This window comes from Streptomyces sp. 5K101, from assembly GCF_046506645.1.
Lineage (GTDB): Bacteria > Actinomycetota > Actinomycetes > Streptomycetales > Streptomycetaceae > Streptomyces.
The window spans coordinates 1-20,865 of sequence record NZ_JBKFFO010000009.1; the positions used below are offsets into that span (position 1 = coordinate 1).

15 protein-coding genes are annotated in these 20,865 nt (G+C 71.4%); 2 read left to right on the forward strand and 13 right to left on the reverse strand.

The features are described 5' to 3' along the window. Window positions 1-75: 75 nt before the first annotated feature. From pepN (ACLB9X_RS18450) to ACLB9X_RS18460, 3 genes are all read right to left on the reverse strand, one after another. Window positions 76-2,655, reverse strand: coding sequence for an aminopeptidase N (gene pepN, locus ACLB9X_RS18450; RefSeq protein ID WP_410361475.1), 2,580 nt, complete (start codon window positions 2,653-2,655; stop codon window positions 76-78). A gap of 171 nt (window positions 2,656-2,826) precedes the next feature. Then, window positions 2,827-3,855 (reverse strand): aspartate-semialdehyde dehydrogenase, encoded by a 1,029-nt coding sequence (locus ACLB9X_RS18455; RefSeq protein WP_410361476.1) that lies wholly within the window; start codon window positions 3,853-3,855, stop codon window positions 2,827-2,829. A gap of 169 nt (window positions 3,856-4,024) precedes the next feature. After that, complete coding sequence (locus ACLB9X_RS18460) at window positions 4,025-7,345, reverse strand: S8 family serine peptidase (protein ID WP_410361477.1); 3,321 nt, start codon at window positions 7,343-7,345, stop codon at window positions 4,025-4,027. Between the two features lie 257 nt (window positions 7,346-7,602). Here ACLB9X_RS18460 and ACLB9X_RS18465 point away from each other — a divergent pair, with 257 nt between their 5' ends. Next, window positions 7,603-8,070 (forward strand): NUDIX hydrolase, encoded by a 468-nt coding sequence (locus ACLB9X_RS18465; RefSeq protein WP_410361478.1) that lies wholly within the window; start codon window positions 7,603-7,605, stop codon window positions 8,068-8,070. Here ACLB9X_RS18465 and ACLB9X_RS18470 read toward each other — a convergent pair. Together ACLB9X_RS18470 and pepN (ACLB9X_RS18475) are read right to left on the reverse strand one after the other, a co-directional pair. Beyond that, window positions 8,046-9,059: a hypothetical protein gene (locus tag ACLB9X_RS18470; RefSeq protein ID WP_410361479.1), complete on the reverse strand. Its 1,014-nt coding sequence runs from the start codon at window positions 9,057-9,059 to the stop codon at window positions 8,046-8,048. The genes ACLB9X_RS18465 and ACLB9X_RS18470 overlap by 25 nt on opposite strands. A 283-nt stretch (window positions 9,060-9,342) precedes the next feature. Then, a complete protein-coding gene (gene pepN, locus ACLB9X_RS18475) occupies window positions 9,343-11,907 on the reverse strand; it encodes an aminopeptidase N (protein ID WP_410361480.1) in 2,565 nt (854 codons plus the stop codon). Between the two features lie 137 nt (window positions 11,908-12,044). On the opposite strand from pepN (ACLB9X_RS18475), the gene ACLB9X_RS18480 reads away from it, so the two are divergent. Further along, window positions 12,045-12,683 carry a DsbA family protein gene (locus ACLB9X_RS18480; protein WP_410361481.1) on the forward strand — a complete coding sequence of 213 codons (639 nt, stop codon included), beginning with the start codon at window positions 12,045-12,047 and terminating at the stop codon, window positions 12,681-12,683. A gap of 115 nt (window positions 12,684-12,798) precedes the next feature. On the opposite strand, the gene ACLB9X_RS18485 is transcribed toward ACLB9X_RS18480, so the two are convergent. From ACLB9X_RS18485 to ACLB9X_RS18520, 8 genes are all read right to left on the reverse strand, one after another. Beyond that, a complete protein-coding gene (locus tag ACLB9X_RS18485; RefSeq protein WP_410361482.1) occupies window positions 12,799-13,434 on the reverse strand; it encodes a superoxide dismutase in 636 nt (211 codons plus the stop codon). Between the two features lie 198 nt (window positions 13,435-13,632). Beyond that, a complete protein-coding gene (locus tag ACLB9X_RS18490; RefSeq protein ID WP_410361719.1) occupies window positions 13,633-15,039 on the reverse strand; it encodes an FGGY family carbohydrate kinase in 1,407 nt (468 codons plus the stop codon). A 31-nt stretch (window positions 15,040-15,070) separates the two neighbouring features. Continuing rightward, the gene (locus tag ACLB9X_RS18495) at window positions 15,071-16,084 is read right to left on the reverse strand and encodes a 2-hydroxyacid dehydrogenase (RefSeq protein WP_410361483.1); all 1,014 of its coding nucleotides are present in this window, start codon (window positions 16,082-16,084) and stop codon (window positions 15,071-15,073) included. Next, window positions 16,081-17,157: an ABC transporter ATP-binding protein gene (locus tag ACLB9X_RS18500; RefSeq protein ID WP_410361484.1), complete on the reverse strand. Its 1,077-nt coding sequence runs from the start codon at window positions 17,155-17,157 to the stop codon at window positions 16,081-16,083. Before ACLB9X_RS18500 ends, ACLB9X_RS18495 begins: the two co-directional genes overlap by 4 nt. 15 nt (window positions 17,158-17,172) lie before the next feature. Further along, the gene (locus tag ACLB9X_RS18505; protein ID WP_410361485.1) at window positions 17,173-17,964 is read right to left on the reverse strand and encodes a DeoR/GlpR family DNA-binding transcription regulator; all 792 of its coding nucleotides are present in this window, start codon (window positions 17,962-17,964) and stop codon (window positions 17,173-17,175) included. After that, the gene (locus ACLB9X_RS18510; protein WP_410361486.1) at window positions 17,961-19,064 is read right to left on the reverse strand and encodes an ABC transporter ATP-binding protein; all 1,104 of its coding nucleotides are present in this window, start codon (window positions 19,062-19,064) and stop codon (window positions 17,961-17,963) included. The genes ACLB9X_RS18505 and ACLB9X_RS18510 overlap by 4 nt, the downstream gene beginning before the upstream one ends. Next, entirely contained in the window at window positions 19,061-19,912 is an 852-nt protein-coding gene (locus ACLB9X_RS18515; RefSeq protein WP_410361487.1) for a carbohydrate ABC transporter permease, read from the reverse strand. Before ACLB9X_RS18515 ends, ACLB9X_RS18510 begins: the two co-directional genes overlap by 4 nt. Continuing rightward, window positions 19,909-20,865, reverse strand: coding sequence for a carbohydrate ABC transporter permease (locus tag ACLB9X_RS18520; protein ID WP_410361488.1), 957 nt, complete (start codon window positions 20,863-20,865; stop codon window positions 19,909-19,911). Before ACLB9X_RS18520 ends, ACLB9X_RS18515 begins: the two co-directional genes overlap by 4 nt.

A 20,865-nucleotide genomic window follows, 5' to 3' on the forward strand; every position in this document is an offset into this window, starting at 1 on the left:
CTCGCGAAGCCGCGGTGAACGCGGACGCGGCCCCCCCCCCCGCCCCCACGTGCGGAGGTTTCTATTCCGCCACGGTCACTCGGCCGCCGCGTCCGCCGCCTGCGCCTTCAGCGCACGCTCGACGCCCGCACGCGACTCCAGGACCAGCCTGCGCAGCGCCGCGTTGGGCTCGGCCGACTTCAGCCAGGAGTCGGTGGTCTCCAGCGTGTCCTGCGAGACCTGGAGCGAGGGGTAGAGACCGACGGCGACCTGCTGCGCCATCTCGTGGCTGCGGGACTCCCACACGCCCTTGACCGCCTCGAAGTACTTCGCCGTGTAGGGGGCGAGCAGATCACGCTGGTCGGTCTGGACGAAGCCGGCGATCACGGCCTCCTGCACGGCGTTCGGCAGTTTGTCGGACTCGACGACCGACGCCCACGCCTCCGCCTTGGCCTCCGGCGTCGGACGCGCGGCGCGCGCGGTGGCCGCGTGCCGCTCACCGGCCGCGGTCCTGTCCCGCGCGTACTCGCCGGCGATCTCGTCCTCGTCGAAGACGCCCGTCGCCGCGAGGCGCTCCACGAACGCCCAGCGCAGCTCCGTGTCGACGGCCAGGCCGTCGATCGTCTCGGTGCCGTCGAGCAGTGCCTGGAGCAGGTCCAGCTGCTGCGGCGTGCGCGCGGTCGCGGCGAACGCCCGCGCCCAGGCCAGCTGGTGGTCGCTGCCCGGCGCCGCCGACCGCAGGTGCGCCAGCGTCGCGTCCGTCCACCGGGCCAGGCCGGCCTCCCGCCACTGCGGCGCCGCGTACAGGTCGATGGCCAGCTTGACCTGGCGGTGCAGCGACTGGACCACACCGATGTCGGACTCCTTGCCGATCCCGGACAGGACCAGCGCCAGGTAGTCGCGGGCGGCGAGCTCGCCGTCGCGGGTCATGTCCCAGGCCGAGGCCCAGCACAGTGCGCGCGGCAGGGACTCGGTGAAGTCGCCCAGGTGCTGGGTGACGTTCCGCAGGGACTCCTCGTCGAGGCGGACCTTGGCGTACGACAGGTCGTCGTCGTTGAGCAGGACGACGGCGGGACGGGGCCTGCCCACCAGCGCCGGCACCTCGGTCAGCTCACCGTCGATGTCCAGCTCGACGCGGTCGGTGCGCACCAGCTTGCCGGACTCGTCCAGGTCGTAGAGGCCGATCGCGATCCGGTGCGGGCGCAGGACCGGCTCCCCCTTGGCGCCCGCGGGCAGCGCCGGGGCCTCCTGCCGCACGGCGAACGCGGTGACCACACCGTCGTCGTCGGTGGTGATCCGCGGGCGGAGGATGTTGATGCCGGCCGTCTCCAGCCACGCCTTCGACCAGATCTTCAGGTCGCGGCCGCTGGTCTCCTCCAGCGCGCCCAGCAGGTCCGACAGCCGTGTGTTGCCGAAGGCGTGCGTCTTGAAGTACGCCTGCACGCCCCGGAAGAACTCGTCCATGCCCACGTAGGCCACGAGCTGCTTGAGAACCGCCGCACCCTTGGCGTACGTGATGCCGTCGAAGTTCACGAGAACGTCATCGAGGTCGCGAATCTCGGCCATGATCGGATGCGTGGACGGGAGCTGGTCCTGCCGGTACGCCCAGGTCTTCATCGAGTTCGCGAACGTGGTCCACGAGTGCGGCCACCGCGAGCCCGGCGCGTACGCCTGGCATGCGATCGAGGTGTAGGTGGCGAACGACTCGTTCAGCCACAGGTCGTTCCACCACTCCATGGTGACGAGGTCGCCGAACCACATGTGGGCGAGCTCGTGCAGGATCGTCTCCGCCCGTACCTCGTACGCGGCGTCCGTCACCTTCGAACGGAAGACGTACTGGTCGCGGATGGTCACCGCGCCCGCGTTCTCCATCGCGCCCGCGTTGAACTCCGGCACGAAGAGCTGGTCGTACTTCGCGAACGGATAGGCGTAGTCGAACTTGTCCTGGAACCAGTCGAAGCCCTGCCGCGTGACCTCGAAGATCGCGTCCGCGTCCAGGAACTCGGCCAGTGAGGGGCGGCAGTAGATGCCGAGCGGGACGGACTGCCCGTCCTTCTCGTACGAACTGTGCACGCTGTGGTACGGGCCGGCGATCAGGGCCGTGATGTACGTCGAGATGCGCGGCGTCGGCTCGAAGCGCCACACGGTGCCGTCGGGGCCCTGCGGCTCAGGCGTCGGCGAATTGGAGACCACGGTCCAGCCCTCGGGCGCCTTCACGGTGAACCGGAAGGTCGCCTTGAGGTCGGGCTGCTCGAAGCTGGCGAAGACGCGGCGCGCGTCCGGCACCTCGAACTGCGTGTAGAGGTAGACCTGCTCGTCGACGGGGTCGACGAAGCGGTGCAGGCCCTCGCCCGTGTTGGTGTACGAGCAGTCGGCGACGACCCTCAGCTCGTTGTCGCCCGCCCGCAGGTGCTTCAGCGTGATCCGCGAGTCCCGGAAGACCGCGGCGACATCCAGCGACTTCCCGTTCAGCACGACCTCGTGCACGGCGGGGGCGACCAGGTCGATGAAGGTCTGCGCACCGTCCTCGGCGGACGCGAAGCGCACGGTGGTCTCGGACCGGTAGGTCCCGCCGTCCTGCGCCCCGGAGAGATCGAGATCGATCTCGTACGAGTCAACGGTGAGCAGGCGCGCCCGCTGCTGCGCCTCTTCACGGGTCAGGTTTGTGCCAGGCACCCGGTCATCTCCTCGGTCTGCGATGTTTGCGGCCATCCTTCCACGCACCGGTCGCGCTCCGCCCGGGAGAATCGGCCCGGCTGGACTCGCCCCCGGAGGCTGTTTGTCATGACACGCGCAAGGGGGCGACCACCGTGCGGTGATCGCCCCCTCGGGCTTCGAGCAGGCCTTTCAGCCGCGCAGCTCGTCCGCGACCAGCTCCGCGATCTGCACCGCGTTCAGCGCCGCGCCCTTGCGCAGGTTGTCGTTGGACACGAACAGCGCCAGGCCGTTGTCCACCGTCTCGTCCACGCGGATGCGGCCCACGTACGAGGCGTCCTTGCCGGCCGCCTGGAGCGGGGTCGGGATCTCGGAGAGCTCCACGCCCGGCGCGTCCTTCAGCAGCTCGTACGCGCGCTCCACGCCGATCGGACGCGCGAAGCGGACGTTGACCTGGAGCGAGTGGCCCGAGAAGACCGGCACGCGCACACAGGTGCCCGAGACCTTGAGCTCCGGGATCTCCAGGATCTTGCGGGACTCGTTGCGGAGCTTCTGCTCCTCGTCGGTCTCGTGGGAGCCGTCGTCGACGAGGTTGCCGGCGAGCGGGAGGACGTTGAAGGCGATGGTGCGCTGGTAGACGCCCGGCTCGGGGAAGGCCACGGCCTCGCCGTCGTGCGTCAGCTCGGTGGCACGGTCGGCGACGGCCCTGACCTGGTCGTCCAGCTCGGCGACGCCTGCGAGACCGGACCCGGAGACGGCCTGGTAGGTCGTGGCGATCATGGAGACGAGGCCGGCCTCCTGGTGCAGCGGCTTGAGGACCGGCATCGCGGCCATCGTGGTGCAGTTCGGGTTGGCGATGATCCCCTTGGGGCGGTCCTTGATCGCGTGCGGGTTCACCTCGGAGACGACGAGCGGCACCTCGGGGTCGCGGCGCCAGGCCGAGGAGTTGTCGATCACGACGGCGCCCTGCGCGGCCACCTTCTCGGCGAGCGCCTTGGAGGTCGCGCCACCGGCCGAGAACAGGACGATGTCCAGACCGGTGTAGTCGGCCGTGGCGGCGTCCTCGACCGTGATCTCCCGATCCTCCCACATGATCGTGGAGCCCGCCGAACGGGCGGAGGCGAAGAGCCTGAGCTCGTCGACCGGGAACTTCCGCTCGGCAAGGATCTTGCGCATGACCGTGCCGACCTGCCCGGTGGCTCCGACGATTCCGACCTTCACGGGGACTCCTCCGTACGTTTGTGCACCATTCTGCGGCATGGGTGCCGCATCCATGATGCGTATGTCCACGGCCGCCTTGTCCAATCGATTGTCCGAGGAACGGGACGCACGCCACACACGGAAGGGCGGGCGCCCGTGGGACGCCCGCCCTCCCCACCGCATCACACCGTTACGGCGTGACCTTCTCGATCACGACGCTGCCGGTGCCCGCGGCCGTGCCGCGCGCGTTCAGCAGCCGCACCTCGCCGAAGAACTGCCGCCCCTCGGGAGCCGCGCTGTTCACCAGGACCTCGGCGGTGACCTGCGCGGTCGCGCCGTTGGCCAGCTTCACGGGGTCCGCGCCGACCTTGACCTGGCCGAGCGAGGGCGCGAAGTAGACATCGCGGTAGTCGTACGTGGTCGTCCCGGCCGGGACCGCGTAGCCGTCGACCTCGATGGTGTACGTACCGGCCGCCGGCTTCACCAGGGTGACCGCCTCCTCCGAGTCGCCGTCCGCGGACGAGCCGACCGTGACGCCGTTCCTCTTGACCGTGAGGTCGAGGTCGGCGGCCTTGTCGGAGACGTTGCCGATGGCGACGTCGAAGCGCTCGACGCCCTCACCGATGACGACCGTGGTCGTCTGCGACTCGTGGTGGGCGATCGTCGGCTTCGCGGCCTTCGACGAGCCGAGCGAGCCGCCGGCCAGCTTGCCGTCGATGGTGGCGAAGCCGTTGGTCACGTTCCACCGCACCGCGGCCGGGGTGCCGATCTTCGCCTCGGCCAGGGTCTGGACGGCCGGGTCGAAGGAGGCGCCGAGCACGGAGACGTCCAGCCGGTACGGGTTGTCGAGCAGCGGCGACGTACGGCGCGACTCGACCTCGACCTCCCAAACGCCCGGCTGCGGGTTCGCGTACGACCGCAGGTCGGGGCGGCAGGTGTTGGCGGGGTTCTGGTAGTTCGGGTAGCAGTTCACCGTCGACGTCGGGTCCGAGGGGACACCGTACGGGTGGATCGAGATGAACCGGGTCTGGCTGCCCGCCGCGAGGCCGCCGAGTGCGATCTCCAGGCTCTTCGCACCCTTCGGAACGGTGACGAAGTAGGACCTGTGGCTGTTGCGCTGGACCGAGCCGGACGCGGACAGCGTGTACGAGGGCTGCGCCAGCTCGTGCGAGGCGACCACCGTGGTGAGGATCTGCTTGTCGACGCCCTCGGTGCGGTGGTCGTCGACCTCCAGGATCGCGCTGTGCACACCGGCGGACCGGGGCGCCGCGGTGACCTTGACGGTGACCGGCTGGTTCAGCGGAAGCCTGACGTCGTCGTCGCCGACGATCCGGAACGTGCCGTCGTTGTTCTCGAAGTCCAGCTCGTGCCACACCGGCCGGTCCGGGCCCGTGGTGCGGGTGACGACGACGTCATACGTCTTCTTTCCGCCGGCCCTGAGGCCGCCCTCGCGGTCGTACAGACCCGTGCCGAAGCCCGGAGTCCTCAGGAACTGGTCTATCGCGGTGTCGACCGGGGCCTTGACGCTGTACTCGTGGGCGGTCGCGCCGTCCTCGATGGCGTCCCAGGCGTCCACGATGTCGATCAGGCCGGCGCCTTCCTCGTGCGCCTGCGTGCCGCGGATGTGGTCGGCCGTGCTGACGAGCGCCGTGCGCAGCTTCGCCGGGGTCAGCTCGATGCCGTTCTGCTTGGCCGCCGAGATCAGCAGCGCGGCCGCGCCCGCGGCCTGCGGAGAGGCCATCGAGGTGCCCTGCAGCATCGAGTAGCCGGCCGGGAGCTGGTAGCCCGCCTCGGCGACGGGGCCGCCGGGCGCCCAGGTCTGCGTGGTGTTGACGGCCGCGCCGGGCGCGCTCAGGGTCGGCGTGAAGCCGCCGTCCTCGCGCGGGCCGCGGGAGGAGAAGGGCAGCATCGCGTAGCGCTTCTCGACGACCGAGCCGTAGTTGGCGGCCCAGGTCTCCGCGGAGATGGTGGCGCCGACGCTGATGACCTTGTCGGCCAGGGACGGGTCACCGATGGTGTTGACGCCGGGGCCGCTGTTGCCGGCCGAGACGACCAGCTGGACGCCGTAGGTGTCGATCAGGCGGGTGTAGAGCTCCGCGCGGGCGTTGTTGCCGTCGTTGAGCGCCGGCAGGCCCCCTATGGACATGTTGACGACGTCCACGCCGCGGTTGATGACCAGGTCGGCCATGCCCTCGGTCAGGGCCACGTTGGTGCAGCCGCCGGACCAGGTGCACGCGCGCGAGGAGACGAGCTTGGCGCCGGGCGCGGCGCCGTTCATCTCGCCGCCGAAGAGGCCGTTGGCGGCGGTGATGCCGGCGACGTGGGTGCCGTGCGAGCCCTCGATCACACCGATGCTGACGTAGTCGGCCTTGGCGCCCGCGGCGTTGTGGACGACGTCCTTGCGGACCTCGATCACGAACGGGATGCGCTCGACGACGTCGGTCGCCGGGTTGTCGGTGCCGAAGTAGCCGACCTGGAAGCCGTTCTTGTACGGCTTCATGACGGTGTCGTTGGTGAAGTCGCGGTCGTTGTTCAGGTCCACCCGGGCGGTTCGGGTGCCCGCGTCGTACAGCACGCCCCAGGTGTCCGTGGTGTCGCCGTCGCGGTTGAGGTCGCCGGCCATGTCGCCGCCGCGGGTGGCGGACTCGGCGAAGGTCTGGAAGCCGTACGACCCGGCCGGGGCGGACCAGGTGCGGCCGCCGGCGGTGAACGTCGGGCCGCTGACGGCGGTGTTCATCCGCAGCCAGGTGCCGTCGCCGTCGGTCACCGGGTCGGTCGCGGTGACCCAGTCGACGATCTTGCGCTCGCCCGTGGTGGTCTTCTGCAGCGCGGGGTGCCCGAGGTCGACGCCCGAGTCCAGGATGCCGATGGTCACTCCGCGGCCGTCGGCCTCGGGGTTGTCCTCGACGAACTCGACCGCGCCCGTCTCGAAGGACGGGTTGTACGGGTTCTTGGCGGGTGTGTCCTTGCCGGGAGCCGGGTAGGTGCCCTCGGCCGCGGTGGCCGCGCCCTCGGCGCGGTCGCCGGCCGGCGTCGGGTCGTCCAGCGCGATCTCGTGCTTGAGGTCGATGCCGTGGACGCTGGAGAGCTTGGCCGCCGCCTCCAGGGCGTCCTCGGCCTTGGCGGTGGGCAGCGTCGCGCGGACGTAGCCGAGCTTGTCGAACGTCCGGCCGACCGTGGCGCCCTCGACCGCGTCGAGCTGGCCGGCGACCTGCTCGGTCGCGCCGGGGGCGGTGGCGACCATGACGGTCACGCTCTTGTGGCCGTCGGCCTCGGCCTCGGCGAGCAGTTCGGCGTCGGCCGTGCCGAGCTTGTCCGCGGGGGACGCCGCGCTCTTGAGTCCCTTGGCGGCTGATGGGTCGTCGACGGGCGCCGAGGCGACGGCCGGGACGACGCCCGCTGCGGCCAGTGCGGCCACGAGCGAAGCGGCCGCCGCCACCCGGGCGGCGCGTCTGTGCCCGGGTACGGCGCGCTCTGTGCTGGAGCTCTGGGGCTGGGGGGTCATCTTCATCCCTGTTCGTGAAAGAGAGGGTCCGGAATTCGGTACCGGATGACCGCTCAGCCTTTCGTAAAGAACAGGGTTTTGTGGAGACTTGATCGAGGCGTGAAGGTGACGTGGCGGAGACCCGCCAGTGCGCCGGATGCGCCAGGCTGGTCAAATCGGGTGAAGCCGCCCGGCCGTTCAGCCCCCACGGGTCCGCTCGCGGTTGCGGGAGCAGTCCGCGTACGTCGGCGCGGCGGGCAGGGCGGGCCCGGTAGCCTCGGCAGATGAACAGGGAGTTGAGGGTCGCGGCGTACGCCGTGTGCATACGGGGTGAACAGATCCTGCTCGCCCGCTGGGTGGCCGGTGACGGCACCAGGAAGTGGACGCTGCCAGGCGGCGGGATGGACCACGGTGAGGCCCCCCTCGACACCGTCGTCCGCGAGGTCGAGGAAGAGACCGGCTACGCGGCGGAGATGACCGCCCTGCTCGGCATCGACTCGATGCGCCGCCGCTATCCGCGCAAACTCGGCATGTTCGCGGACTTCCAGGGCCTGCGGATCGTCTACGAGGGCCGCGTCACGGGTGGTGAACTGCGGTCCGAGACGCAGGGGTCGACCGATCTGGCCGCATGGCACGCCCTGGACGCGGTACCGGGACTCGACCGGGTCACCCTGGTCGACGTCGGACTCGAACTGTGGCGCTCCCGGCCGGCGCTCGGGCACGTCCCTCAGCGCGGCAGCACGACCACGTAGGCCGCGGGCTCCCGGTCCGCCGCCGCCATCAGGGCCGTACGCACCACGACCGCCTGCTGCTCGGGCGCGTCCCGCAGCTTGCGGGGCGTGAGGTGGACGACCGTGACGCCCAGGCGTTCGAGGACGTCCCGCTTGTGGGCGTACTCCGACCACAGGGCGTCCTCGTCGTGCCGGGGCGCCCGCGTGTCCAGCTCGACGGCGACGGCCTGGTCGGGCCAGTACGCGTCCATCCCGCCGAGGTGGGGGCCGCCGGGCATCCGCAGATCCACGTTCCACAGCGGTTCGGGCAGGCCGTGCGCGCGCACCATGTCGTACAGCCGGCCCTCGGCCGTCGCCCGGCCCTCGGCGAGCAGCGAGTCGACGGCGTCGATGACGTGCGGCCGGCCGAGGAGCCCGGCATCGTTCAGCTCCCTGACGACGGCGGCCGGTTCGCAGCCACCGCGGACGGCCTCCGTCAGCAGCAGCCGTACCCGCTGCGGGTCCTCGCTCAGCCCGGCGACCGCGTCGGCGAGGGCACGCGCCACCGGGGCGACCGGCACGCCGCCGGCCTCCTCGGCGAGCGGCAGCACCTGCCCGCGCACCAGCCGGACGCACCCGGTGGACCGCAGGCGCCGCGTACGCGGCACCAGCACGTCGATCACGTCGAGTGTGCTCAGCGGGGGGACGCCGGAGAACCCGTGCAGCGCGAGCGCGGCGAGCCCGGTGACCATCGCCTGGCCGTACGGCGCCGAGTCCTTCCGCTGGGCGGGGACCGCGGGCCGCCCGGCGTACAGGAGCGCGGCGAGCAGCCGCTCCTCGCCGGTCACCGGCCCCGGCCGCAGGAGGTACACCCCGGGCAGCAGCACCTGCCAGGGCCCACCGGCCCTGCACTGCTGCGCGGCCCGCGCCGGCGGGACACCGCGTGCCCGCAACTCGGCGCCGGACACGACGAGTTCGGGGAGGTGGCGGGGGCGGAGGGGGAGGGGGAGGGGAGTGTCGCACTGTTCCATGCGGAGGGAATGCCCCGGGGTGAGCGGGTCCCTAACCCCTGTTACACGCTCGTCGGAATTTCGGGACAAGACCGCACTAAAGTACGCGCGTTCGAGTGCCGATGTGCGCCGCGGCCGGGGGTCCGCGGCGCGGACTTGTCCCCCACCCACGGGCGCCAGGCCGTAGGGGGAGCTCGAGGCGCGGGGTCCGGGGCGGAGCCCGGAAAACGCCCGAAGGGCGTTCGGGGGGTCCGGGGCTTGCCCCGGTTACGGGAAGAGGGCGGGTAGGGGAAAGCGCCCCCGGTTACCGCGACCCGTCCCGCTCCTGCGCACGCCCCGCCCGCGCCACGTCGTCGCGTGCCTCCAGGACCAGGCGGCGCAGCGCCGGCGCCGCCGGCCCGTGCGCGGCGAGCCACTCGTCCGTCGCCGCCAGCGTCCGCGGTGCGTCCTGGAGCGACGGGTACAGGCCCCGTACCACGTCCATTCCGATCTGGATCGACCGCTCCGACCAGATCCGCTCGATCGCCTCGAAGTACTTCGGGGCGTACGGCGCCAGCAGTTCCCGCTGCGACGGCTGCACGAAGCCCGCGATCGTCGCCTCCACCAGCGCGTTGGACAGCTTGTCCGACTCCACCACCGCAGCCCACGCCTGGGCCTTCACCGCCGCGGACGGCCGCGCCGCCAGGCAGCGCACCTCGTGCCGCTTGCCCGACGCCGTGTCGTCACGCGCCAGCTCCGCCGCGATCACGGACTCGTCCGCCCGGCCGTGCGCGGCCAGCGGCTCCAGGAACGCCCAGCGCAGCTCCTGGTCCACGTCCAGGCCGTCGATCTTCTCCGTGCCGTCCAGCAGACCGGACAGCAGCCGGAAGTCCTCGTCCCGCGCCGCGACCGACGCGAAGAACCGTGCCCACGTCAGCTGGTGCTCCGTGCCCGCCTCCGCGCGCCGCAGCTCATCCAGCGCGCCCTCGGCCAGCAGCCGGGAGCCCTCCTCGCGCCACGCCGGCGCCGCGTAGTGCACCAGCGCCGCCCGCGCCCACGCGTGCAGCATCTGCAGGACGCCGATGTCCGACTCGCGCCCGGCGAACCGCAGCACCAGGTCCACGAAGTCCCGGGCCGGCATCAGCGCGTCACGCGTCATGTTCCACAGCGCCGACCAGGCGAGGGCCCGCGCCAGCGGGTCGTCGATGTCGCCCAGGTGCGCCCGCAGCGTCGCGAGCGAGTCCTCGTCGAAGCGGACCTTGCAGTACGTCAGGTCCTCGTCGTTGACCAGGACCAGCCCCGCCCGCTCCGCGCCCGCGAGTTCCGGCACCACCGCGCGCGCCCCGACGACGTCCACCCCGGCGCTCGCGTACCGCACGAGCTTCGCGCCGTCGAGCCGGTACAGGCCGACCATCACCCGGTGCTGACGGAGCGTGTCGCCGTCCTGGACGAGCGCGAGCTCGGCGATCCGGCCGTCCTCGCCGTACACAACCTCCGGCGTCAGGGAGTTGACCCCGGACGTCTCCAGCCATGAGCGCGACCACGCCTTCATGTCCCGCCCCGAGGTCTCCTCCAGCACGGACAGGAGGTCGTCGAGGCGGGTGTTCCCGTAGGCGTGGCGCTTGAAGTAGCGCCGCGCCCCCTCCAGGAACGCCTCCCGGCCCACGTACGCCACCAGCTGCTTGAGCACCGAGGCGCCCTTGGCGTACGTGATGCCGTCGAAGTTGAGCTTGGCGTCCTCCAGGTCACGGATGTCGGCCGTGATCGGGTGCGTGGAGGGCAGCTGGTCCGCGCGGTAGGCCCACGCCTTGCGGTTGTTGGCGAAGGTGATCCAGCCGTTCGTGAAGCGGGTCGCCTCCACCATCGAGAACGAGCCCATGAAGTCCGCGAACGACTCCTTCAGCCACAGGTCGTCCCACCACCGCATGGTGACCAGGTCGCCGAACCACATGTGCGCCATCTCGTGCAGGATCACGTTCGCCCGGCGCTCGTACGACGCCTGCGTCACCTTGCCGCGGAAGACGAACTCCTCACGGAAGGTCACGCAGCCCGGGTTCTCCATCGCGCCGAGGTTGTACTCGGGCACGAACGCCTGGTCGTACTTCCCGAACGGATACGGGTAGTCGAAGTGGTCGTGGAAGAAGTCCAGGCCCTGCTTGGTGACGAGGAAGATGTCGTCGGCGTCGAAGTGCCTGGCCAGACCCTTGCGGCACATCGCGCCCAGCGGGATCCGCAGCACCTTCCCGTCCGGCAGCTCCCGCTCGTACAGATCCGTCTCGCAGTGGTACGGGCCGGCGACGACCGCCGTGATGTACGTCGAGATCGGCCGCGTCTCGGCGAAGCGCCAGACCCCGTCCTCGGCGCGAGCGCCCTCCCCGTTGCTCCACACGGTCCAGCCCTCGGGCGCGGTCACCTCGAAACGGAACGGGGCCTTGAGGTCGGGCTGCTCGAAGTTCGCGAAGACGCGCCGCGCGTCGGCCGGCTCGTACTGCGTGTAGAGGTAGACCTCGCCGTCCTCCGGGTCGACGAAGCGGTGCAGACCCTCGCCGGTGCGGCTGTAGGCGCACTGCGCGTCCACGACGAGCACGTTCTCGGCGGCCACGGAGTCGAGCGTGATCCGCGAGCCGTCGAAGGCGGCGGCGGGGTCGAGCTCGCGGCCGTTGAGTGTGATGCTGCTCACGGACGGGGCGATCAGATCCACGAAGGTCGGGGCACCCGGCTCGGCGGCGCGGAAGCGGATCGTGGTCACCGAGCGGAACGTCCGCGGCCCGGCCCCCTCCTCGGCGTCCCCCACCGCGGACCGTACGTCGAGGGCGACTTCGTACCCGTCGACGGACAGCAGCTCGGCCCGGATGCGGGCCTCGTCGCGGGACAGATTCTCACCGGGCACGGGCACTCCTTCGTGTCTCGTTCGAACAGGAGTGATCCTCCCATGTGCTCCTGGCAGCCGGTACGGGGGAATCCCCTGCCCGCGGGTCGCGTTGCCCCTGCGAGGCAGGCAGGGTGCCGCCCTTCACGAGGAGTGACATGTCCGACAACGGCAAGACGCCCGTCGACTTCTGGTTCGATCCCCTGTGCCCCTGGGCCTGGATGACCTCCCGCTGGATGCTGGAGGTCGAGAAGGTCCGCGACGTCGAGGTCCGCTGGCACGTGATGAGCCTCGCCGTGCTGAACGAGAACAAGCTGGACGAGCTCCCGGAGGAGTACCGGGAGATGCTCGCCACCCAGGCATGGGGCCCGGTACGGGTCGTCGTCGCCGCCGCGCAGGAACACGGCGAGGAGGTGCTCGGCAAGCTGTACACGGCGCTCGGCACCCGCTTCCACAACAAGGGCGAGGGGCCGACCCGCACGGCGATCCGCGAGGCGCTGGAGGACGTCGGCCTGCCCGTCTCACTCGCCGAGTACGCCGACAAGGACACGTACGACGCCGAGCTGCGCGCCTCCCACGAGGAGGGGATCAGCAAGGTCGGCCAGGAGGTCGGCACGCCGGTCATCGCGGTCCCGGGCGCCGACGGCGAGCAGATCGCCTTCTTCGGCCCGGTGGTCACCCCCGCCCCCAAGGGTGAGGAGGCGGCGAAGCTGTGGGACGGCACGCTGCTGGTGGCGTCGATCCCGGGCTTCTACGAGATCAAGCGCACCCGCACGCAGGGGCCGATCTTCGACTGAGACCGGACAGGGAAGACGGCCCCCGCCAGTCCTGTCCTGGTGGGGGCCGTCCTTCTGCCGCCTGCCCGGTGACGGTTTGAGAAGACGATCACGAGCAGGGCGTCTCACCGCCGGGTCAGGGCGCGATCAGCGGCGTGCGCTCCTTGGCCTGCTCGTAGCGCTTCGCCACGTCCTGCCAGTTCACGACCTGCCACATGGCGTCGATGAAGTCGACCTTCTGGTTCTTGTACTGAAGGTAGAACGCGTGCTCCCAGGCGTCGAAGACGAGGATCGGCACGGTCCCCTGGCCCACGTTGCCCTGGTGGTCGTAGACCTGCTCGACGATCAGCCGGCCGCTGACCGGCTCGTAGGCCAGCACGCCCCAGCCGGAGCCCTGCGTGGTCGCGGACGCCTTCGTCATCTGGGCCTTGAAGCCGGCGAAGGAGCCGAAGGACTCGGCGATCGCGTCGGCGAGCTCGCCCACGCCGTCCGTCTCCAGCGGCTCCCCGCCGCCGTCACCCGTCATGTTGTGCCAGTAGATGCTGTGCAGGATGTGACCGGAGAGGTGGAACGCCAGGTTCTTCTCCAGGCCGTTGATCGCTCCCCACGCCTCCTTGTCGCGGGCCTCCGCCAGCTGCTCCAGGGTGTCGTTCGCACCCTTCACGTAGGCCGCGTGGTGCTTGTCGTGGTGCAGCTCGATGATCTCCGGATTGATGACCGGTTCGAGCGCCGCGTAGTCGTACGGAAGTTCAGGAAGCGTGTAGATGGCCATGGTCCGGTCCCTCCGACTGCTTATTGCGTATCTTATGCAACTGCACGCTAGCAGCAGAAGGGCCGGACCGTGATCAGACCCTGGTCCTGGGAATCTCGTTCTCGTGCCGCACGACGACCACACGGTCCTTGGCCGGTACGAGGTCGGACACGCCGCTGGTCACACGAGGTTGCGGCGGGCCCGCCGCCCGACGGCCGGTCAGGTCCGGCGGGCCCGGAACCGGGCCGCCGTCAGCCGGTCCAGGTGCTCCTCGTACGCCTTGGCGTAGTACGCGGCCCATTCCGGGTCGGGCGCGACCACGGACGTCGGGGCCGTCCAGGCCGCCACGTCCAGCTCGACACCGTGCCGTGCCGCCGACGCCAGGACCGCGCCCCTGGCCCCCACCTCGCCCTCCACGATGCGCAGTTCGCGTCCGAGCGCGTCCGCGAACAAGCGCATCCAGGCGGGGGAGCGGGTGCCGCCGCCGCAGATCGCGAGGGTGCCGGTCAGCCCGGCGGCGTCAAGACAGTGCCGGGCGGCGAAGGCGATGCCCTCGCAGGTGGCGCGGATCAGATCGGCCTTCGTCGACTCCAGGCTGACGCCGGACAGTTCGGCGCGCAGCCGGGGCTCGACGAACGGCGCGCGCTCCCCGGAGGGCGCGAAGTAGGGCAGGACGTGGACCCCGTGCGCGCCTGGCGGGGTGGCGGCCAGCAGGGCGTCCACCTCGGTGTGGCGTACGCCCGTGGTGGCGAGCACCCAGTCGAGGGCGGCCGTGCCCACCATCGCCGGCATGGCGCGCAGGAAGTCGCCGGGCCGGTCGGTCGAGATGTACAGGCCGGCGGGCTCCCCGGCGAGATCGACGTTGCGGGTGGCGACCAGCGACGCCAGACAGGTGCCGACGATCAGCAGACCGTCGCCGGGCGCGGTGACGCCCGCCCCCAGGGCGCACGCCGGCAGGTCGTAGGGGCCGTTGGCGATCGGGGTCCCGGAGGGCAGGGTGCCGGTGGCGAGGGGATCGGCGACCGGGGGGAGCAGGCCGCTGCGGTGCGACAGGCCGAGAGTGTCGACGACGTCCGGCGCGTAGTCGCGGGTGTGCGGGTCGAGGAAGGGCATCGACGCGTCCGACACGTCGGTCGCCCGCAGCCCGGTCAGCCGCTGGAAGACCATGTCCTTGCAGTACAGGGCGGTGGCCGCGGCGTCCAGCGACTGCGGCTCGTGCTGCTCCAGCCAGGCCAGCACCGGTCCGGGACAGCCGGGGAACATGGCGCTGCCGGTGCGCCGGAACACCGACTCGAAGACGCCGGACGCCAGCCATTTGCCGACCAGTTCGTGGGCCCGGCCGTCCATCCAGGAGATGGCGGGCCGCACGGGCCGGCCGCCCTCGTCGACCAGCCACACCCCGTCGCCCTGTCCGGTGAGCCCGACCAGAGCGACGTCCTCGCCCCCGGCCGTCAGGGCGCCGAGGACGTCGACGACCGCGTCGTACACCTCGTCCATGTCCTGTTCGACATGGCCGCCGCGGATGTCCAGGGCCACGGGACGGGACTCGACGGCCAGCGCCGTCCCGCTCGCGTCGAAGGCGGCGGCCTTCACCACGGACGTGCCCACATCGATGCCGATGAACATCGCCATTGCCGCAGCCTCCTCGGCTCGGGTGTCAGGTCAGTGCGTGGGCGAGCGGTTCCCCGCGGACGTGGCGCGCCACCTCCGCCGCCGCGATCGCCGCCGCCTTGTGCGCCACGGCCCGGCTCGCTCCGCCCAGGTGCGGGGTGAGCACCAGGTTCGGGGTGGTGAGCAGCCGCGACCCCGGCGCGGGCGGCTCCTGTTCGTAGGTGTCCAGCGCGGCCGCGGCCAGCCGGCCGCTGTCCAGCGCGTCGCACAGCGCCGCGGTGTCGAGGAGGCCGCCGCGGGCCGCGTTCACCAGGACCGAGCCCGGCGGCATCAGCGCCAGCTCCCGGGCGCCGATCAGGTGATGGGTCTCGGGGGTGAGCCGGGCGTGCAGCGTCACCACGCGCGAGCGGGTGAGCAGCGCCTCCAGCGACGACGCGCGCATCCCGTGCACGTCGCCGCGCACGTACGGGTCGTACACCTCCACCTCCGCGCCGAACGCGCACAGCACCCGGGCCACCCGGCTGCCCACCGCGCCGTAGCCGACCAGCCCGACCGGCGTGTCCTCCAGCTCGGGTCCGCACCGCTCGTACGTGTAGTACGAGGCGTCCCAGCGGCCCTCGCGGGCGAGGGAGTCGTGCGCCTCGGGGATGCGGCGCAGCGCGGCGAGCATCAGCCCGATCGTGAACTCGGCCGTGGCAGCCGCGTTGCGGCCCGGCGCGAAGCAGACGCGCACCCCGCGGGCGCGCGCGGCATCGGTGTTCACGTTCACCGGCCCGCCGCGGCAGACGGCGATCAGGCGCAGCTCGGGCGCCGCGGCGAGTACCCGCTCGGTGAAGGGAGCCATCTGCGTCACGCAGACCTCGACGCCGTCGAGCGCCTCGATCAGGGCGTCCTCGGCGTCGCTCGCCTCGTGGACCTCGCCCACCGTGCCGAACGGCTCCAGCGGCCAGGGCAGGGCCAGTTCGGTCAGTTCGAAGGGGTGGCCCTCGAGGTCGTGGCGAAGCGCCTGTGCGATGAGGGCGTTGCGGACGAACAGGTCACCGGCGGCCAGGATCTTCATCGCAGGGCGTCTCCCGTATCGGCGTCGAAGACATGGGTGAGCTCGGCGTCGGCGGCGACGTGGACGGCCGCGCCGCGTTCCGGGCGCACATCAGGCGCGGTCTGCACGACCAGCGGCCGGTCCACGCCCTCCAGGGCGAGCGTGGCGATCCCCGCCTCCAGGAGCGGTTCATGGGCGCTGACGGTGGCCCGTACGCCGACGTCCGTCAGCCGCAGGTCCTCGGGCCGCACGCCGAGCACCACCCGGCGGCCCGCCGGCAGCGGCCGGGGCAGCGGCACACGCACGGTGGGGGACAGCCGCAGCAGGCCGCCGGCCTCGACGGTGCCCGGCAGCAGGTTCATCGCGGGCTCGCCGACGAAGTCGGCCACGAAGAGGTTCGCGGGCGCGTCGTAGATCTCGTGCGGGGTGCCGAGCTGCTGGATCACCCCGTCCTTCATCACCGCGATCCGGTCGGCCAACGACAGCGCCTCCTCCTGGTCGTGTGTGACCAGGATCGTGGTGTGGCCCAGATCCCGCTGGATCCGCTTGAGCTCCCGGCGCGTCGTGTCGCGCTGGGCCGCGTCCAGGTGGGACAGCGGCTCGTCGAGGAGCAGGACGTCGGGCTCGCGGATGAGGGCACGGGCGAGCGCGACCCGCTGCTTCTGGCCGCTGGAGAGTCCGGCGGGACGGGCGTCGAGCAGCCCGGAGATCCCGATCCGCTCGGCCATCTCCGCGACCCGCCGGGCGATCTCGGCCCGGCCGGCGCTGCGCCGGGCCGCCAGCCCGAAGGCCAGGTTCTCGGCGACCGTGAGCGGCGGGTAGAGCGCGTAGTTCTCGAAGGCGACGCCGATGTTGCGGCGCTGGGCGGGCAGGCCGACCACGGAGGTGCCGTCGACGAGGATGTCGCCGCCCGTGACCCGTTCGAGGCCGGCGATCATCCGCAGGGTCGTGGACTTCCCGCAGCCGGAGGGGCCGAGCAGCCCGAGCAGTTCGCCGGAGTCCAGCCGCAGGTCGATCCCGCGCACCGCCTCCACGGCCGGCCGCCCTCGGGCGGCGTACGTCTTGCGCAGCTCGCGCAGGGCCAGTTCGGTCACCCGCGCACCTTCCGTTCAGTCACCGGCGGCCTCGCAGACCTCGTAGGGGACCTTGTGCTCGTCGAGTTCGCGCAGGGCCTCGGCCGGTGCCCCGTCGTCGACGAGCACCAGGTCGAAGCGGGAGAGCGGGGCGAGGCGGTGCAGTGCCACCCGCCCGAGCTTGGAGTGGTCGAGCAGCAGGACGTTGCGGGCCGCCGAGTCGAGCATCGCCCGCTTCACGGACACGATGTGCTGCTCCTGGTGGTAGGCGAAGCCGCCGGAGGCGGCCGACGTGGAGGTGAAGCAGATGTCCACCTGGAGCGACTGGACGGCCTCCACGCACGAGACGCCGAGGAACGAGGAGTGCAGTGGATCGTAGTCGCCGCCGAGCGCCATCAGGTGGATGCCGCGCTCGGCAGAGAGCAGGGTCAGCGCCTCGAGGAAGTTGGTGACGACCGTCAGCGGGGTGATCGGGGAGAGCCGGCGGGCGATCTCCAGGGTGGAGGTGGAGTCGTCCAGCATGACGGCCATGCCCGGCTCGATGAGGGTCAGCGCACGGGCCGCCACGGCCGCCTTCTCGCGGAGCATGGTCTTGAGCCGGTAGGCGACGTTCGACTCGAACACCCCGGAGGGCTGGGCCGTGACTCCGCCGCGGAACTTGCGCACGATGCCCTGCCGCTCCAGCTCGTCGAGGTCACGGTGGATGGTCATCAGGCTGACGTCGAACCGCTCGGCGAGTTCGGCCGCGGTCCCCTCGCCCTGGGCGAGGACGTACTCGGCTATGGCCGCCTGGCGGAGTGCGGGGCCGCGCTGCGCTGGGGTGCTCATGAGGTGTTTCCTTCGATCCTTCGTCCTGGTCCCTGCGGCCCGTCGGCCTCGAACAGCAGCAGGGTCTCAGGCCGGGCGGTCAGCCGGACCGGATCGTCGGGGCGCAGGGCGGCGGCCTGGGCGCGCGGGACGACGAGCGAGACGTGCCGGCTGCCGACGCGGACGGTCACCTCGACGGACCGGCCCAGCGCCTCGGTGACGTAGACGGTCCCGGTCAGCACGCAGCCCGCGCCGCCGCCGAGGGTGAGGTCACGCGGCCGTACGCCCAGCTGCACCGGGGTGCCGGGCGCGGCGGCCACCCGGGGAGCCCCCTCGCAGTCGCCCTCCAGCAGGCGGAACGCTCCGTCCTCGCGCACGGTCCCCGGCAGCAGGTTGATCCGCGGCCGCCCGAACGACCGGGCCACGAACGTGTCGTGGGGCCGGTGCCAGAGCTCCTCCCGGGTGCCGGTCTGCACGATCCGCCCGTCCCTGATCACCCCGATCCGGTCGCCCAGAGCGAGCGCCTCCACCGAGTCGTGCGTGACGTACAGCGTGGTCGTGCGGCGGACCGCGCCGATGGCCTTGAGCTCGGCGCGCATCGCCTGGCGCAGTTTGGCGTCCAGGTGGGACAGCGGCTCGTCGAGCAGGAACGCCCGCGCGGGCCGCACCAGCACCCGTCCGAGCGCCACCCGCTGGCGCTGCCCGTTGGACAGTTCGCCCACGGGCCGCTCCAGCAGCGCGTCGATGCCGAGCAGGCCGGCGATCTCGCCGATCCGCTCGCGCGCCTGGTGTGCGGGGAGGCGGTGGCGCGGCGAGCGGAGCGGGGAGGCGAGATTGTCATATGCCGAGCGGTGTGGATAGAGGGCGTACGACTCGAAACACATGGCCACGCCCCGGTCGTACGGCTCCACGCCCGTCATGTCCTCGCCGCCGAGTGCGACCGTGCCCGCGGTGGGCTCCTCCAGGCCCGCGATCGTCTTGAGGGTGGTCGTCTTGCCCGCTCCGGACGGCCCGAGCAGGCAGAAGAACTCGCCCTCGGCCACGTCCAGGTCGATCCCGTCGAGGGCGGTGGTGGGCCCGTACGTCTTGGTGACGCCCCGCAGCGCGATGGCGGCCGTCATGACTTCACCGCCCCGAAGGACAGACCGCGGACCAGGTACCGCTGGATCGTGAGGGCCAGCAGCAGCGGCGGGACGACCGAGACGAGGGCGGCGGCCGCGGTCAGGTTGTACTTGGGCCGGTCGCCGCCGAGGAACGACAGCGCGCCCACCGTCACGGTCTGCGCGTCGGAGGAGGTGAGGATGAGCGGGAAGACGAAGTTGTTCCAGGCGAAGATGAAAGCGAGCAGCGACACGGCCGCGATGCCCGGCTTGACCAGCGGCAGCGCCACCCTGAAGAACGCCTGCTTGCGGGTGTAGCCGTCCAGCAGCGCGGCCTGCTCCAGCTCGGGGGACAGGTCGGAGAAGTACGAGCGCATGATCCACACGATCAGCGGCAGGGTCACGAGCTGGAGCACCCACACCATGCCGACGTAGGTGTCGAAGAGCCCGAGCTGCTGATAGAGCACGAACAGTGGGATGATCACGGTCAGTTCGGGCGCAAACCGGAACGACAGCAGCGTGAACATCAGGTTCTCGGAGCCCTTGAAGCGCCAGCGGGCGGCGGCGTACGCGGCGGGCAGCCCGATCGCCAGCGACAGCAGCACCGCGCCCAGCGACACGACCAGGCTGTTGAGGAAGAACCGTACGAACGGCACGCCCTGGTCGTCGCCCGCGCCCAGCACCGTGCGGTACGAGTCGAGCGTCGGTGTGAAGGAGAAGTACGTGCTGAACAGCTGCTCGGCCGGCTTCAGCGACAGGATCACCATCCAGGCGACCGGGAACAGGGCGAAGACGAAGTAGAGGACCAGCGCGCCGTCCGCCGCGACGGCGATCGCCCGGCGCTTCACGGTCCCCGGGCCGGTGGTCATCGGGGCACCTCCGCGGCGCGGTTGTTGATACGGCCGAGATAGCGCACGAGCACCATGGCGGCCAGGTAGACCACGGCCCACAGCACGATCGTGTAGCTGATGCCGAACGAGTAGCGCTGGAAGCGGATGGCCTCCAGGTAGGCGCGGATCTGCAGCACCACGGTCGAGTCGCCGGGGCCGCCCTCCGTGAGCGCGTAGATGATGTCGAAGACCTTCAGCGAGTCCATGAACCGGAAGATCACCGCGACCAGGACGTACGGCCACAGCATCGGCAGGGTCAGCTTGCGGAAGGTGAACCACCAGTTCGCCCCGTCCACGGCGGCCGCCTCGAACGGCGAACTCGGCAGCGAGCGCAGTCCCGCCAGCGCCAGGATCGCCACGAACGGCGTGTACACCCAGGTGTCCACGGCGATCGAGCTGAGCAGCGCGCCGGTGGGCGTGTCCGTCCACTGCACGCCGCCGAGTCCGAACGGCTTCAGCAGGTGGTTGACGACGCCCACGGACGGCTGGAGCATCAGCTTCCACATGATCGCCGCGATCACCGGCGCGATCATCAGGGGCAGGATGAGGATCTTCTCCAGCACCCGGCCGACCAGGGTGGAGCGGTGCAGCAGCAGGGCGACGCCGACCCCGAGCACGGTCTCGACGGCCGCGGCCCCCACCGCGTACAGCAGGGTGACCCGCGCCGAGTCCCAGAACGCGGGCTGGGTGAAGATCCGCCGGTAGTTCTCCAGGCCCACGAGGTCGGGCACGGGCTTGCTCGCGGCGAAGTCGAACAGCGTGTAGTAGAGGCCCAGTCCGAAGGGGTAGAGGATGCCGCCGGTGAGCAGCAGCGCGGGCACGATCAGCAGATAGGGACGCAGCGAGCGGCGCCACCGGGGCACCCCGCGCGCCGCGGGGGCCGCCTCCTCGACCGGGGCCGCCTCCCGCTCGGTCTCCGTCTGCGCGGCCAC

Excerpts from the sequence above, each read along its gene's own strand:
- ACLB9X_RS18460 (WP_410361477.1), bottom strand. The coding sequence starts at position 7,345 with ATGAAGATGACCCCCCAGCCCCAGAGCTCCAGCACAGAGCGCGCCGTA.
- ACLB9X_RS18465 (WP_410361478.1), top strand. The coding sequence starts at position 7,603 with ATGAACAGGGAGTTGAGGGTCGCGGCGTACGCCGTGTGCATACGGGGT.
- ACLB9X_RS18470 (WP_410361479.1), bottom strand. The coding sequence starts at position 9,059 with ATGGAACAGTGCGACACTCCCCTCCCCCTCCCCCTCCGCCCCCGCCAC.
- ACLB9X_RS18480 (WP_410361481.1), top strand. The coding sequence starts at position 12,045 with ATGTCCGACAACGGCAAGACGCCCGTCGACTTCTGGTTCGATCCCCTG.
- ACLB9X_RS18485 (WP_410361482.1), bottom strand. The coding sequence starts at position 13,434 with ATGGCCATCTACACGCTTCCTGAACTTCCGTACGACTACGCGGCGCTC.
- ACLB9X_RS18490 (WP_410361719.1), bottom strand. The coding sequence starts at position 15,039 with ATGTTCATCGGCATCGATGTGGGCACGTCCGTGGTGAAGGCCGCCGCC.
- ACLB9X_RS18495 (WP_410361483.1), bottom strand. The coding sequence starts at position 16,084 with ATGAAGATCCTGGCCGCCGGTGACCTGTTCGTCCGCAACGCCCTCATC.
- ACLB9X_RS18505 (WP_410361485.1), bottom strand. The coding sequence starts at position 17,964 with ATGAGCACCCCAGCGCAGCGCGGCCCCGCACTCCGCCAGGCGGCCATA.
- ACLB9X_RS18510 (WP_410361486.1), bottom strand. The coding sequence starts at position 19,064 with ATGACGGCCGCCATCGCGCTGCGGGGCGTCACCAAGACGTACGGGCCC.
- ACLB9X_RS18515 (WP_410361487.1), bottom strand. The coding sequence starts at position 19,912 with ATGACCACCGGCCCGGGGACCGTGAAGCGCCGGGCGATCGCCGTCGCG.